Below are 13,638 nucleotides of genomic sequence, written 5' to 3'. Positions count from 1 at the left end.
GGATACCTAGAGCCCGCTGCGGGTGGCCCTGTGCACAAGGCAGGCGGCGGGGTTTGCGTTCTCCGGCTCACCGCGCGGGCGGCTGTTACTGCCGGGCGGATGGTTTTGCGTGAACGCCGTGGCTGGCGCGCATGCTCTGTGGCAACCGCGAATGGAGCCCGCGCCCGCAAACCTCCCCGCCTACCTTTCTGGACGGGAGTTGGGCCGGGAGGAGTGTGTTTGAATCCGTGCTATCGATGTTCGTTCGGCTTGGGACTGGCAACTGTGGAGCCCTTTGCGGGGGCTCGTCGCCGTAGTTTTTATGACTGCGATGCTGCGTTTGCAGTCACCCAACTTTGTATCGTGAACGCGAACAACCGACCCGATGCGGACAGTCAGAATGTTCGACCCTAGTTCTATGATTTTTTGTATCCAAGCAAACGCAGCGCATTGATTACCACCACTAGCGTCGAGCCTTCATGAAAGATCACCGCCGCTCCCATCTTCAATCCCAACAACGTGGCAGGCACTAGCAATGCCACAACACCCAGACTGATCCAAAGGTTTTGCCGGATGATGCGGCTCGCCTGGCGCGCCAGTCCGACCGCAAAGGGAAGCTGCGCCAGGTCGTCGGCCATCAGGGCGACGTCTGCCGTTTCTAGGGCGACGGCGGAGCCCGCAGCGCCCATGGCAATACCCACGGTCGCGTTGGCCATGGCGGGTGCGTCATTCACCCCATCACCCACCATCGCTACTTTACCCTCACTTGCACGCAGCTTCTGGATGGCTTCGACTTTCTGCTCTGGCAGCAAATCACCTTGGGCCTCGGTCAGGCCCACTTCCCGGGCCACTGACTCGGCCACGCGCTGGTTGTCGCCGGAAATCATGATGAGGCGCTCTATGCCGAGTGCGCGTAACTCAGCCATCACCTCGGACGCGCCGACACGCGGTGTATCCATCAGACCCAGCACGCCTAGGTAGCGATCGCCGCGTCGTACGATCATGGTGGTGCGTCCAGTCTCAATCAAGCGTTTGTTGGCCACCATGAGACTGGATAAGGGTGAAGTCATGCTGTCTGCACTCACGCGATCCGGCTTGCCAAGGTACACCACGTCATTCCCCATGCGCGCCTTTACCCCGTTCCCGGTGACGCTTTCAATGTCTGTAACTGCCAGCGCCTCGGCCGATGCGCCCAGGCGTTCCCGCGCGCCAGCTACCACAGCGCTGGCCAGAGGGTGGTCGCTGAGCTGCTCCACCGCCAGTGCCAGGTTGAGCAGTTCCTGCTCGGTAGCCCCCTCGGCCGTCACAACGTCGGTCAGGCGCGGCCGGCCTTCGGTGAGGGTGCCTGTCTTGTCAAATGCAATGGCGCTCAAGGTGCCCAGGTTCTCCAGCGCGCCGCCGCCCTTGATGAGGACACCACCACGGGCTGCGCGCGCAATGCCGCTGAGTACGGCGCTGGGCACGGAGATCGCCAACGCACATGGACTGGCCGCCACCAGCACCGCCATGGCCCGGTAGAAGCTGGCAGCAAAGGGCTCGTCCACCACCACCCAGGCAAACAGCAATAGGCCCACCATGGCCAACACTGCGGGCACAAACCATTTCTCAAAGCGCTCGGTAAAACTCTGCATGGGCGAGCGCTGGGCCTGTGCTTCGGTAACCATCTTGACCACCCGCGCCATGGTGGACTGATTGGCTGGGCGCGCCACCATGACGTCGATAGCGCCTGCGCCGTTGATCGTTCCGGCAAACACCCGAAACTTCGCCTCCATTCGGTCAAACTGAGCTATTGCGGCAAGTGCTGCCTGAGGGTCTTCAACCGCGCTCTTGTCCACCGGCGCGCTCTCACCGGTTACGGGTGCCTGATTCACGCTGGTATGGCCCAGCACGACCAGCCCATCGGCAGACAAGCGCTCATTCGGGCGGACAACCACCACATCGCCAACCACCAGTTCCGCCACGGGCACTTCTACTGTGCTCCCATTGCGGCGCACCATCGCCCGCTCGGGCGCGAGTTCGGCCAGCGCTTCGATGGCGCGCCGCGCCCTGCCCATGGCGTAGTGCTCCAGCGAATGCCCGATGCTGAACAGAAACAGCAGTAAGGCACCTTCTGCCCACTGGCCCAGCGCAGCAGCTCCGGCTGCCGCTACCAGCATGAGAGTGTCGATTTCAAAACGACGGGCGCGTAGATTTTCTACTGCCTCGATCAGTATAAAAAAGCCGCCAAAACCATAAGCGCCAACATAACAAGCCGTCGCCGCCCAAGCTGGCGCATGCGACAGCCAGCCCAAAGTCCAGCCACTGACCAGCAAAAGGCCCGAAATCAGCGCAAATGCCAGTTCAGACTTTTCTCCGAACAGTCCCGCATGTTCATGTTCATCATGGGCATGCGTTGCCTCAGCGATCGGCGCCACAGGACGAATTCCCAGCTCAGCGAGTTTGGCCAGTAGCGTGAACTCAGTCACAAGGTGGCGATCGAACTCAAGTCGAGCGACGCCGGAACCAGCCACCTCAGCCTCCACAACCCCTTCAATTTTGCGCACTTCAGCGCCCAGGCTACTGGCCTCGCGTGCGTCAAAGGTTTCGTCTGTCCGCAGGATCAGATGGCCCACACGCCCGGTGATTTCGGCCCCCACGCTTTGCGCAAGCTCCCGCACCCGCCCCAATGGAATGACGCCGGCATCATAGTGAATGCAAAGCTGCGCCAAGCTACCGGCCTCCTCCACCACATGGGCCTCAGAGATGCCGGTGCGCCCAGTGAGTGCAGCAATCAACGAACGGACACAATGGTCCCTTGCATTGGGAATATCGGGCAGCAGAAGGGGAACCTCCAGCCGCAGTTTTTTGGGGTTCGCCATCAGGCTGCCCGGGTGACGGGTTGCTGCATCGGCGACGGAGTCTCAGCAACAGCCTGATGCGGCGCTGGATGCAGTTGCAGGCGCGCAGCATCCAGTGGCGCAAGCTGGCACTTCTGCACGCTTGCCAATGACCGGAAAGCCTTTTTGCATCCACTTCAAAATGCCGCCACCCATATTGCTCACCTGGGTGTAGCCGTTGTACTGCATGAAATAAGTGGCTTTCAGGCTACGTCCTCCCTCCTGGCACACCATTACCAGTTCCCGGTCTTTGGGCAGCTCGTTCCAGCGGGTTTCCAGTTCCGCTAATGGGATATTCACAACGTCGGGAACGTCAAACGCCAGCGCCTGAACCTCATTCAACTCACGCGCGTCAACCAGCAGGGCACCTTCATTGGTCAGCCGACGGGCGGTGGTGGGGCACACCTCTTTCGCTTCTGCAAGCATGGTTATTTCCTTTTGAAATTCAAGTAGCAGGGGGGCTAATTCAAGCCGCGAGCCATTGCTCGATCTTGTCCCGACTGGGCACGCCACCGGCATGCACAACCTTGCCATTGATCACGACACCGGGCGTGCTCATCACGCCGTAACCCATGATGTCGCGCAGCTCTTCCACTTTTTCGAGTTTGACTTCCACACCTTTGGCCTTGGCGATCTGGTCAATGAGGGCAATGGTGGTTTTGCAATTGGCACAGCCTGTGCCGAGAACTTTGATGTCCATGGTGTTTCCTTGTGAGGGGTTAAAACCTTAGCAGCACTTGCCGACTTTGCTGTCGGTTGAGCAGTTGGCGCCGGCACTGTTCAGGCCCAGGGCTGCAAAAATTTTGGCAGCGGGGCAAAAACCCGTGAAGCCCATCTGGAACAGATTGGCACTGACAAAGGCGGTCAGCCATAGCCAGCTCATCTGAGCCAGATTGATCTGACCACTGAAGTGAGCCGCCGCGAGGCTGGCCATGATCATGAATCCAGCAAAAATACTGACAGCGCGATTAACAGTCATGAAAAATCTCCAAGAGTTTGGTTTGGTAAGTGAGCCACCTCATATTGGTAGTCCTTGTGAGTGAAGACGGCAAAGTCCCCTAAAAGACGCAGCAGCTTCAAAAAATAGCGCTATTCGCGCTCCACTTCCAGATAAACCTGGTTGGCCAGTTGTGGAATCCATACCTCAGCGTGCTTCAGATGGGCAAATGGTGTGGCGTTAAAACTCCTGACCGCAGCGCTCATGTCCACGCCGTCGTCCACGGCTTTTTTCATGTGGGCGCGCAGGGCCAGCAGCAGGTCACGCGTTTGCGCCTGTGCAGTGGCCAGATTGGTGACTTGGCCATGGCCGGGCACGATGATGTTCGGCTTGAGTGCATCAATCACTACAAACGATTCCAGCCAGTTTTTCGTGCTACTGACGGGGTGCAGACCCAGCACGCGCTCCACGTAGACCACATCTCCGCTGAAAAGAACGCTTTTTTGCGGTAACCACACCAGGGTGTCGCCCGGTGTATGCCCGCCATGGCGGTGCTTGAGTTCAATGACTGTGCCTCCCAACTCCAGCCGGGTATCGGGCTCAGTGACAAAGCGCGTAGGCAGGGTGGGCACCGTGCCGTCCAGCCGCTCTTTCAATACCTTGAGGCCTTGCAGGTGCTCGGCGGCGCGGGCGCCCATGTCCGCCTGTGCATCCTGGTGGGCGATGATCTCAACGCCTTTGGCCTTGAAGTAACCGTTGCCCAGCCAGCGGTGATCCTGGTCTCCGCTGTTAATAATCCATTTGATCGGCTGGGGGGTGACTTGCCGGGCGGCGGCCTCCAGCTTGCCTGCCACTTGAAAGCTGGAGCCGCTGTCGATCAGCACCGCGCCCACCGGTGTCACGATCAGGCCGATATTGGCGTTGAGACCTTCGTTGTCATAGGTGCGGCCTTCGATGTCGCCGATGTAGGCATAGACGTCTGGGGCTACCGGTTTGAAGATGATCTCTACGGCTTGCGCCTGCAGGGCAATCCCCAAACCGACGAAAAGCAATGGACGGATGAGTTTCAGCATGGAAGTCAATTCCTGGTTACAAAACAGCGTTGAAGACAAAGCCCACCAGCAAAATTCCGCTGGCCACGACGGCCACAAAGGTGGCAATCAAGCGCACTTTGAGTACCTTGCGCAGGATGATCATCTCGGGCAGGGACAATGCAATCACGCTCATCATGAACGCCAGCACCGTGCCCAAGGCTGCACCCTTTGCCAGGAGTGCCTGAACAATCGGGATGATGCCGGCTGCATTGCTGTACAAAGGCACACCAATGATGACGGCCAGCGGCACCGACCACCAGGCGTCCTTGCCCATGAAACTGGCCATGTAGTCTTCTGGGACATAGCTGTGAATGCCTGCGCCGACTGCGATGCCCACCAAAATGTAGGGCCAGACTTTGCCAACAATTTCGCGTACCGCCGCAAAGCCACCCTGAATGCGGTCGGCCAGTGTGGCCCCGCTTTCTTCAAACTGGGTTGACATCTTGGGCATGTCGCGCACCCAGTCTTCCAGATAGGCTTCCATTCTCAGGCGGCCGATGATCCAGCCGGCCACAATGGCAACGCTCAAACCCAGGCTCAAGTACAGCAGTGCGACTTTCCAGCCAAACATGCCAAACAGCAGCGTGAGCGCTACTTCATTGACCATGGGCGCCGAGATCAGGAACGAAAATGTCACCCCCAGCGGCACACCGGCTTGCACAAAGCCGATAAAGAGCGGCACCGCCGAGCACGAGCAAAACGGGGTGACGATGCCCAATGAGGCAGCCATCACGTTGGCCGCCCCCTCAGACCGCCCGGCCAACAAGGCACGCGTCCGCTCTGGGGTGAAGTAGCTGTTGACCATGCCCATGACGAACACCACGCCGGTCAGCAGCATCAAGACCTTGGGCGTGTCATAAAAGAAGAACTGCAGGGCACCGCCCAAGTGGCTGGCGCGGTTTACCGGCAGAGCGGAAACCAGCACCTCGGAGGCCGGGATCAGCGTCTGGTAGAGCAACAACCAAGCGATGGCAGCCAATACCAAAAAGACAATGGGCTGGCGCAGGGGCCAGGATTTCTGCGGGGTGACTAGGGTGTTCATATCAGTGGAGACGAACGAAACACTGAAAAGACGCGTGAATTCTCAAAAATTCCATAAAAAATGCCACTGGCCCGCGTGGACACTGCACACGTAGCTATCAATAATATAGCGTCACTTGCGCGGCACAAAGTCCGATACCTTGCCTGTATCGTTCAACTGCACCTGGCAAGCGTGTGACATGTGTTGTTTGAGGCGCTGCCGTGCGCGCTGAATGCGGGACTTGGCTGCCGTCAGGCTCAATCCATGGGCTGCGGCAAAGTCGGCCTGTGGCACACCCAGCAAATCACACTGGGTGATGGCATCGCGGTCTTGCGGGCTCAGCTCAGAGAGCACACGGGGAAGACAGGCTGTCAGGCCGTCCACAGCGTCAATATCCATCTCCGATTCGGCCAGATCGTCCGGCAGTTCTACCATTTCCCGTGACACGCGCAGATGGTCAGCCAGGGTGTTGCGTGCTACCTCAAATAGCCAGGCACGGGCGTTTTGCACGGAGCAAAACCGCTCACCTTGGCGCAAGGACTTGAGAAAAATGTCTTGTAAGAGGTCGTCGGCCTCAGCCGTGTTGTGCAAACGCTTGCGCGCCCAGCCGCGCAACTCGGACTCATGCGCTGTCCAGGCAGAAGTAAGGCAATTCATGGTTTGAACTATATGGATACTTTGCACTTTATACCGGCCTGGTGACCAATTTCGATAGCGCATCAACGCCAACGGGTGGGTTTGCCAGCCAGGACAATACAAACGTTTTATTGGACAGGCCATTGGCAATAGGTTGCTCCTGCTTAACTTCACCGGCCAGCCGGACACGCAGCAACGGGTCATGCGTACCATCCCCGTCCGTTCCCGCACTGCCTGCGGCCCCAGCTCCCGCCGCATAAGTGGATGCACTCAGGGCCATTCCAATTGCCAACACCAAGGTCGTGGGAATATAAATTCTGGTTTTCATTTGGGACCTCCGTAGAGGATGGAATAACGTAGCGGCAAATACAGCGCGATACACCCGACAACGGTGAACCGCAATGGACTTGGTTACGACTTTACTTTAGACGTTGGCACGGTTGACAGATTGCGGGCTGTCAAGCTGCCGGCGTCAGGCCGCCTTGGCGCGGATGCGAAACCACACCCCTGATTCGCAATGCAGCGATTGCTAGCTACGTGGGTAGGAATATTGTGCAGAAATTTCTAGCGGAAAACCAGAGAATCCCTTAAAAATCAGTATGTTATGTATCCATTAGGCTCTTCAGGTGCTTAAAAATGCGTAAAATCATGCAGTGAGCAACGACCCGAAATATTGCCCCAATGAAATTTGCACCTATCACAAAGGTTTGCATGAGGGATTTTTTCGGCGCAGAGGCGCCTACTCAACGAAGCTCCAGGCCGGCATACCAATTCGCCGATACGAGTGCAAGGGCTGCGGTCGTGTCTTCTCTGACCAAAGCCTTGCTCCAGAATGCGGCCAGAAGCGCCCCGACATCAACGGCACCCTTGCGAGGCTACTTTGCGAAGGGGTCACAATGCGCGGTTGCGCTCGCGTGCTGCATGTGTCGTACGACACCATTAAAGCTCGATGCACCTGGCTGGCTGAGCAGGCACGATTAGCCCACGAACAGGCGCTGAACGAGGGCAGGCTCTCCACAGGGTGGATGCAGTTCGATGAAATGGTCACCTTCGTTCACGCACGGTCTAAAGCAGTGACCATCCCTATGGTTGTGCGGGGCAAGACCGGGGAAATTCTGTCTATGAAAGTGGGGCAAATCCCTTCCAATGGACATCTGGCGGTCAAAGGCAGGTCCAAATACAGCTGGACCATGAATGAGTCTCCTTTGGCTTGTCGCAAAGCCTTGACCGAGGCGTCCAGGGCAGCCAAAAAGGTTTGCGTAGTCTCGTGTGACAAGGCTACCAGTTACCCAAAGCTTATCGCCGCCACGATACCGCACGCCGTGGTCGATTCGAGCAAGCGGTCAAAGGCCACAGGTTCCTTTGACCCGATGTTCCGGCTTAATCACACGTGCGCGAAGATTCGTGCAGGCATCGCAGTGATGGCACGCAAGACCTGGACAACCACGAAGTCCCTCCCAAAGCTGCAGGACAAGCTGGATATCTTCATAGCGGTTCATAACGAGTATGAGTTTTGCTGACGTCCCTATACCCTTGGAGGTCCTGTTACAGAAGGGCTTTAGCCCTCGATATTTTGAAAGGACGTCCATATGAGTGAGTTGCGCCTCCCTCAAGAGAGGCGAATCGACCCAGCTAAGTTGCTGGAATATCTGCTGCATCCTGACAAGAGTCATGGCAAAGCCCACTTTTTCTACAATTTCGGCTTTACGCTAGAAAAGTGGGAGCTGCTTTACAACGCTTTGATGGAGCAGGCGCAAACGTTGCCCGTATCCGAGACTGTTGCGTCAAAGTACGGAACGAAGTACATTGTCATCGGTGGGTTGGGTACCCCTGATGGTCGGAATCCTCGACCCATCGTTAAAGCTGTGTGGATACAGGACGAGGGCCAAGAGGAAGTTCGATTTGTTACAGCTTACCCGGGAAGGAGTTGAATATGTTTGATGAACATTCACAGGTGGTGCTTAAGAGCGCCTTGCCCAGCCTTGGCTTGGAGCCGGGCGATGTTGGTATCGTGGTACACACGTACGGAAAAGGCGACGCGTATGAGGTCGAATTTCTTAGCCTTGACGGAAACACCATCGGTGTGTCCACCGTGGAGGCTGCTGACTTGAGGCAGGCATCTGGACGGGCAGTAATGCATGAGAGATTACTACTGGCTGCCTAATTAGTTGATTCACACAGGCCACGTTTCTACGGAGACGTGGCCTTTTTAATCGTCAAAACGTGCACAATATTCCTACCCACCTAGGATTGCTAGCGCGTCATGCCTGAACTTCGTACGCACCTAGTCCGTATATTCGAGCAAACCCGGGCGGCGGGCGACGCTGAAAAGCGCGAGTGGGTTAAGAAAAATACCCATCGCAGCTACGCTACGTCGGCCCCTCCACAGGACTGCCACGGTAGGGGTAGTTTTTGAGCCGCACGTCGCTGCGCGTGTGTGTTTTTTCAATCACCTTAGCAGGATCGATCCAGTCCTCCCACTTGAAATTTTCTATGACTTTCGCTTGGTCGCTCTCCTGCAGCGGCCGGTCGAGGATGTCGTTGATGTGGGCCCATTGCTGGAATCGCATGAGGTCCACCTGATAAGGCGTCGGGGTACCACCGGCCTGTTTGACGACGGCCTTCAGCGCCTCAACTTCTTTCATCGTGATCTTGGGCGTCCAGCTGGTCTTGCCGGGCAGCATCACCGGCTCGCCCGGGATGTTGTTGATGCCTTCTTTCCAGGTGGCCAGAACGGCCATCTGGGTGTCCTCGCGGTAGAGCACGATGGCATGGCTGTAAAGTTTGTCCTTGAAGTAGCCAAGGTTTCCGTATTGCAGGCGAGCGCCGGTGAGAAAGGCGACTGCGTCCGACCAGCAAGGTGATTCGCCGCTGATACCCCAGAGTACGCTACGGTCAATGATCCCGTCTGGAAAAAGGATCTTAAACGCGACCCAAGCCGAATTGGCTGCCGTGGTAGTGCCTTCGCAATCGTGTCCATGGAACCGGACCAGGTCTTTGAGTGTGACCGGATAGGTATAGGGAGAGTAGCGGCCCTGGGTGCCTTGCGTGGCCAGCATTTCAAACACGGGCGCATAGGGCTTGGCCACCATGGATGCGTACCAAGTCGGCGCACGATCAGGCGCTTCGACTCCAGTTTCCACAAAAATCGTCTCGCCTTCGACATATGTGGGCCCAGCTGCGGATACATAAGCAGTGCCGCACAGCAGCGACAGGCCGATAGCCAAGTACACAATCTTCATGTAACGATTCTCCCTGATTGAAGCCAAGACAGGCAGTCACCCCTAACCGTATGAAAATACTAAATCCACCGTTGCCGAGGTACCTTGCGTTTAATCAATTTGATTCGGTAAACGCGCGGGCCCCTTGTGCAACTCATCGCCTGCTGCCCGGCTCGAACAGCATCTTCCCGTGCAGGATGCACTTCAGTAAGCTATTAAAAATATAGCTACTTACGCAATATCGACGAGGGCTAGAGGCCTATTTTATTTAAAGATATGGCTGCGCAGTGCCTGCAGGTCCAGTACCCGCAAGCCGCCATATTCCACCCGTATCGCGCCGTGTGCAGCCAGTGCCGTCAAGGCTTCGTTGACGCGCTGGCGTGACAGGCCCACCAGATAGGCTAGCTCCTGTTGCGTAATGCGCAGCACCTCACCTACGCCCGGGTAGAGAACCGGGTTGAACAAGGACGCCAAGCTGCGCGCCACCCGGATGTCGGGGTTGGTCATGCGGTCAATCTCGCGGGCAGCAATGAACTGCCCCAGCCGTTCATTGAGCTGGTTCATCACGAAGCGGTTGAAGCCAATCGAGTGGTCCAGCAACCAGTGAAACGTGTCCACATGCAGACCTGCCACGCGGCTCTTGCGCAGGGGCTGGATGTTGTAGCGGTAGGTTTCGCGTTTCATGGCCGTGCCCTCGCCAAACCAGCCACCGGGGGGCACTCCGGTGAAGGTCATGGTCTGACCCTCGGCGTTGTCGCTGCTCATCTTGAGCAGGCCATCCACTACGCCAAACCAATAGGTGACTGGGCGGCCCGTGCGACAGATGTAATCCCCAGGGTCGGCATCTGCAATTTTCAGGTCATCCACCGCCCTTTCCCGTTCAGCGGGTGACAGCAGGTGGATCCAGGGAATGGCGTCGAGTTCAGCCACCGTCAGACTGCGTCGGCGCTGGTGGAGTGCGGAATCAGATTGCATGGCGTTGGCTGTAAGTTGCGTATAAGTGAAGGGAAAACACCTATTCGGAAAGATTTCAATTGTCGTCCAAACGACAACTTGACGTCAAATGCCAGATCAATAATCACGCCATACAAAACCCTGCTGCACGGCAACAGGGTTACGCAAAGGTGACAAGGAACCGGAATGCAAACGACTTTCCCGCAATTACTTCAGAAGCACGCCAGTCAGCGCCCGACGGCGCCCGCCATGCGTGAGAAGGAATACGGCATCTGGCAGTCGCTGTCCTGGGCCGATTTGGCGACCATGGTGCAGCAACTTGCCGCAGGCCTGCACCAGGCCGGCCTGCGCCGTGGTGAACACATGGTGGTGGTGGGGGCCAACCGGCCCCGCCTTTACGCCACCATGCTGGCCGTGCAATCACTGGGTGCGATCCCTGTGCCGCTGTACCAGGACGCCGCCGCGGCCGAGTGCGTGTTCCCCATCAACAATGCCGAGGTCCGCTTCGCCTTTGCGGAAGACCAGGAGCAGGTCGACAAGCTGATCGAAATCCGCGAGAGCTGCCCGCAGCTGACGCACATTTACTTTGACGATCCGCGTGGCTTGCGCCAGTACGACGAATCGGGCCTGGCTGCGCTGGATGAGCTTCTGGGTTCCGGGCGTGCATTTATTGCCGTTCATCCGGATTTTTATGCTGACCAGGTCAAGCAGATTCAGCCCTCGGATGTGGGCGCCATGTTTTTTACCTCGGGCACCACCGGCAACCCCAAGGGTGTGGTGCACACGCACAACTCGCTGCTCAACCGTGCCAGCGTAGGGGCCGCGTTTGATCACCTTACCCATGCTGAAGAGGTGTTGGCCTACCTGCCGCCGGCCTGGATTGGGCAAAACATTTTCAGCTACGCACAGTGGCTGGCGTGCGGCTACGTGGTGAATTGCCCTGAGTCGGCCGCCACGGTCACGATCGACCTCAAGGAAATCGGGCCCACCTACTACTTTGCGCCACCCCGCGTGTTTGAAGGCTTGCTCACAAGTGTGATGATTCGCATGGAAGATGCGTCCCGCATCAAGCGCGGCGTTTTCCATTACTTCATGGATGTCGCCAAGCGCGTCGGTCCCACGCTGATGGACGGCAAGTCCATTGCGTTCATGGACCGCGTGCTCTACCAGCTGGGTAACCTGGTGGTGTACGGTCCCCTGCGCAACAACCTGGGTCTGAGCCGCGTGCGGGTGGCTTACACGGCGGGTGAGGCCATTGGGCCGGACCTGTTCAGTTTCTTCCGCTCCATCGGCATCAACCTGAAGCAACTCTACGGTTCGACCGAGACCGCTGTGTTTGTGTGCCTGCAGCCCGACCACGAGGCCCGCGCGGATACCGTGGGTGTACCCTGCGCAGGTGTGGAGATCAAGGTCGCCGACAACGGTGAAATTCTGGTCAAGTCACCCGGGCTGCTTAAGGAATATTACAAAAATCCGGCGGCCACGGCCGAGGTGCTGACCGCGGAAGGCTGGTACCACACCAGCGATGCCGGTTTCATTGACGCCCATGGTCACCTGAAGATCATTGACCGCGTCAAGGACGTGGGCCGTATCAAGGGCGGTACCAACGACGGCGCCATGTTCGCGCCCAAGTATGTGGAGAACAAACTCAAGTTCTTCTCGCACATCAAAGAGGTGGTGGCCTATGGTGATGGCCGCGATCAGGTGTGCGTGATGATCAATATCGACTTTGATGCCGTGGGCAACTGGGCCGAGCGGCGCAACCTGCCGTATGCGGGCTATACCGATCTGGCGCAAAAGCCCGAGGTCTACCAGCTCATCAAAGAATGTGTGGAAAAGGTCAACGCCGATTTGAGCGAAGACGCGCTGCTGGCGGGTAGCCAGGTGAGCCGCTTCCTGGTGTTGCACAAAGAGCTCGATGCCGATGACGGCGAGCTCACCCGCACCAACAAGGTTCGCCGTGGCTTCATTGCTGAACGGTACCTCGAGTTGATTGATGCGCTGTATGGCGGCAAAAAATCGCAGTTTATTGAAACCCAGGTCAAGTTTGAAGACGGGCGCACCGGCAAGGTGAGCGCCACTTTGAAGATTGACGACGCAAAGACATTTGCGCCGGTGAAGGTGGCAGCATGAGCAAGAAAATTGGCGACGTCATTCTGGACGTCAAAAACATCAGTTTGAGTTTTGGTGGCGTCAAGGCACTGACCGATATTTCGTTTGATGTGCGCGAGCATGAAGTGCGCGCCATCATTGGGCCCAATGGTGCCGGCAAGAGCTCCATGCTGAATTGCATCAATGGCGTGTACACGCCGCAGCAGGGTGCCATCAGCTTTCGGGGGCAGACCTTCAAGCACATGGACAGCCACCAGGTGGCCGTGATGGGCATTGGCCGCACCTTCCAGAATCTGGCGCTGTTCAAGGGCATGAGTGTGCTGGACAACATCATGTCCGGGCGCAACCTCAAGATCAAAAGCAACATCCTGATGCAGGCGATTCGTATTGGTCCGGCGGAGCGCGAAGAAATCATGCACCGCGAGGCGGTGGAACGCATCATCGACTTTCTGGAAATCCAGGCCTTTCGCAAAACTCCGGTCGGCCAGTTGCCTTACGGCCTGCAAAAGCGGGTCGACCTGGGACGCGCACTGGCCATGGAGCCGCAAGTGCTGCTGCTGGATGAGCCGATGGCCGGCATGAACGTGGAAGAGAAGCAGGACATGTGCCGCTTTGTGCTCGACGTCAACGAAGAGTTTGGAACCACCGTGGTGTTGATCGAGCACGACATGGGTGTGGTGATGGACATCTCTGACCGCGTGGTGGTGCTCGACTACGGCAAAAAAATTGGTGACGGAACGCCTGATGAAGTGCGCAACAACCCGGACGTGATCAGCGCGTACCTGGGTACCTCCCACTAAAGGACTAT

The 13,638-nt window shown here is 57.5% G+C and carries 15 protein-coding genes; 5 read left to right on the top strand and 10 right to left on the bottom strand.

Translation table 11 applies throughout. The annotated features are described in order from the left end of the window. Positions 1-395 precede the first annotated feature (395 nt). The 8 genes from AC097W_RS06390 to AC097W_RS06355 form a co-directional block, all read right to left on the bottom strand. Entirely contained in the window at positions 396-2,837 is a 2,442-nt protein-coding gene (locus AC097W_RS06390) for a heavy metal translocating P-type ATPase (protein ID WP_479601655.1), read from the bottom strand. Between the two features lie 42 nt (positions 2,838-2,879). Further along, positions 2,880-3,281, bottom strand: coding sequence for a rhodanese-like domain-containing protein (locus AC097W_RS06385; protein ID WP_479601654.1), 402 nt, complete (start codon positions 3,279-3,281; stop codon positions 2,880-2,882). A 40-nt stretch (positions 3,282-3,321) separates the two neighbouring features. Beyond that, positions 3,322-3,555, bottom strand: coding sequence for a thioredoxin family protein (locus AC097W_RS06380; protein WP_479601653.1), 234 nt, complete (start codon positions 3,553-3,555; stop codon positions 3,322-3,324). Positions 3,556-3,582: 27 nt separating this feature from the next. Beyond that, on the bottom strand, positions 3,583-3,834 hold the full coding sequence (locus AC097W_RS06375) for a YgaP family membrane protein (protein ID WP_479601652.1): 252 nt from the start codon (positions 3,832-3,834) through the stop codon (positions 3,583-3,585). Positions 3,835-3,944: 110 nt separating this feature from the next. Then, positions 3,945-4,865 carry an MBL fold metallo-hydrolase gene (locus AC097W_RS06370; RefSeq protein WP_479601651.1) on the bottom strand — a complete coding sequence of 307 codons (921 nt, stop codon included), beginning with the start codon at positions 4,863-4,865 and terminating at the stop codon, positions 3,945-3,947. 16 nt (positions 4,866-4,881) lie between these two features. Next, the gene (locus tag AC097W_RS06365) at positions 4,882-5,928 is read right to left on the bottom strand and encodes a permease (RefSeq protein WP_479601650.1); all 1,047 of its coding nucleotides are present in this window, start codon (positions 5,926-5,928) and stop codon (positions 4,882-4,884) included. 111 nt (positions 5,929-6,039) lie between these two features. Continuing rightward, positions 6,040-6,564: a sigma-70 family RNA polymerase sigma factor gene (locus AC097W_RS06360; RefSeq protein ID WP_479601649.1), complete on the bottom strand. Its 525-nt coding sequence runs from the start codon at positions 6,562-6,564 to the stop codon at positions 6,040-6,042. 28 nt (positions 6,565-6,592) lie between these two features. Then, positions 6,593-6,871, bottom strand: coding sequence for a hypothetical protein (locus tag AC097W_RS06355; protein ID WP_479601648.1), 279 nt, complete (start codon positions 6,869-6,871; stop codon positions 6,593-6,595). A gap of 325 nt (positions 6,872-7,196) precedes the next feature. On the opposite strand from AC097W_RS06355, the gene AC097W_RS06350 reads away from it, so the two are divergent. The 3 genes from AC097W_RS06350 (at position 7,197) to AC097W_RS06340 (ending at position 8,707) form a co-directional block, all read left to right on the top strand. Further along, positions 7,197-8,063: a transposase gene (locus AC097W_RS06350; protein ID WP_479601647.1), complete on the top strand. Its 867-nt coding sequence runs from the start codon at positions 7,197-7,199 to the stop codon at positions 8,061-8,063. 69 nt (positions 8,064-8,132) lie between these two features. Further along, entirely contained in the window at positions 8,133-8,474 is a 342-nt protein-coding gene (locus AC097W_RS06345; protein WP_479601646.1) for a DUF6883 domain-containing protein, read from the top strand. Between the two features lie 2 nt (positions 8,475-8,476). Then, on the top strand, positions 8,477-8,707 hold the full coding sequence (locus AC097W_RS06340; protein ID WP_479601645.1) for a DUF4926 domain-containing protein: 231 nt from the start codon (positions 8,477-8,479) through the stop codon (positions 8,705-8,707). A gap of 205 nt (positions 8,708-8,912) precedes the next feature. Here AC097W_RS06340 and AC097W_RS06335 read toward each other — a convergent pair whose 3' ends face one another. Further along, entirely contained in the window at positions 8,913-9,785 is an 873-nt protein-coding gene (locus AC097W_RS06335) for an FmdE family protein (protein ID WP_479601644.1), read from the bottom strand. A 243-nt stretch (positions 9,786-10,028) separates the two neighbouring features. After that, positions 10,029-10,739, bottom strand: a complete 711-nt coding sequence (locus AC097W_RS06330) for a Crp/Fnr family transcriptional regulator (RefSeq protein ID WP_479601643.1) — start codon at positions 10,737-10,739, stop codon at positions 10,029-10,031. 165 nt (positions 10,740-10,904) lie between these two features. Here AC097W_RS06330 and AC097W_RS06325 point away from each other — a divergent pair, with 165 nt between their 5' ends. Both AC097W_RS06325 and AC097W_RS06320 read left to right on the top strand, forming a co-directional pair. Beyond that, complete coding sequence (locus AC097W_RS06325; RefSeq protein ID WP_479601642.1) at positions 10,905-12,851, top strand: AMP-dependent synthetase/ligase; 1,947 nt, start codon at positions 10,905-10,907, stop codon at positions 12,849-12,851. After that, positions 12,848-13,630, top strand: a complete 783-nt coding sequence (locus AC097W_RS06320; protein ID WP_479601641.1) for an ABC transporter ATP-binding protein — start codon at positions 12,848-12,850, stop codon at positions 13,628-13,630. Before AC097W_RS06325 ends, AC097W_RS06320 begins: the two co-directional genes overlap by 4 nt. The last annotated feature ends 8 nt before the right edge of the window (positions 13,631-13,638 follow it).

The sequence above is a fragment of the Rhodoferax sp. GT1R46 genome (assembly GCF_056521285.1).
The sequence above is the reverse complement of the archived record's forward strand: the minus strand, read 5'-3'. Positions and strand labels throughout refer to the sequence as shown.

Coding starts and splice junctions, on each gene's coding strand:
- AC097W_RS06335 (WP_479601644.1), bottom strand. CDS start 9,785: ATGAAGATTGTGTACTTGGCTATCGGCCTGTCGCTGCTGTGCGGCACT.
- AC097W_RS06325 (WP_479601642.1), top strand. CDS start 10,905: ATGCAAACGACTTTCCCGCAATTACTTCAGAAGCACGCCAGTCAGCGC.
- AC097W_RS06375 (WP_479601652.1), bottom strand. CDS start 3,834: ATGACTGTTAATCGCGCTGTCAGTATTTTTGCTGGATTCATGATCATG.
- AC097W_RS06370 (WP_479601651.1), bottom strand. CDS start 4,865: ATGCTGAAACTCATCCGTCCATTGCTTTTCGTCGGTTTGGGGATTGCC.
- AC097W_RS06380 (WP_479601653.1), bottom strand. CDS start 3,555: ATGGACATCAAAGTTCTCGGCACAGGCTGTGCCAATTGCAAAACCACC.
- AC097W_RS06360 (WP_479601649.1), bottom strand. CDS start 6,564: ATGAATTGCCTTACTTCTGCCTGGACAGCGCATGAGTCCGAGTTGCGC.
- AC097W_RS06365 (WP_479601650.1), bottom strand. CDS start 5,928: ATGAACACCCTAGTCACCCCGCAGAAATCCTGGCCCCTGCGCCAGCCC.
- AC097W_RS06390 (WP_479601655.1), bottom strand. CDS start 2,837: ATGGCGAACCCCAAAAAACTGCGGCTGGAGGTTCCCCTTCTGCTGCCC.
- AC097W_RS06355 (WP_479601648.1), bottom strand. CDS start 6,871: ATGAAAACCAGAATTTATATTCCCACGACCTTGGTGTTGGCAATTGGA.
- AC097W_RS06345 (WP_479601646.1), top strand. CDS start 8,133: ATGAGTGAGTTGCGCCTCCCTCAAGAGAGGCGAATCGACCCAGCTAAG.
- AC097W_RS06320 (WP_479601641.1), top strand. CDS start 12,848: ATGAGCAAGAAAATTGGCGACGTCATTCTGGACGTCAAAAACATCAGT.
- AC097W_RS06330 (WP_479601643.1), bottom strand. CDS start 10,739: ATGCAATCTGATTCCGCACTCCACCAGCGCCGACGCAGTCTGACGGTG.
- AC097W_RS06385 (WP_479601654.1), bottom strand. CDS start 3,281: ATGCTTGCAGAAGCGAAAGAGGTGTGCCCCACCACCGCCCGTCGGCTG.
- AC097W_RS06340 (WP_479601645.1), top strand. CDS start 8,477: ATGTTTGATGAACATTCACAGGTGGTGCTTAAGAGCGCCTTGCCCAGC.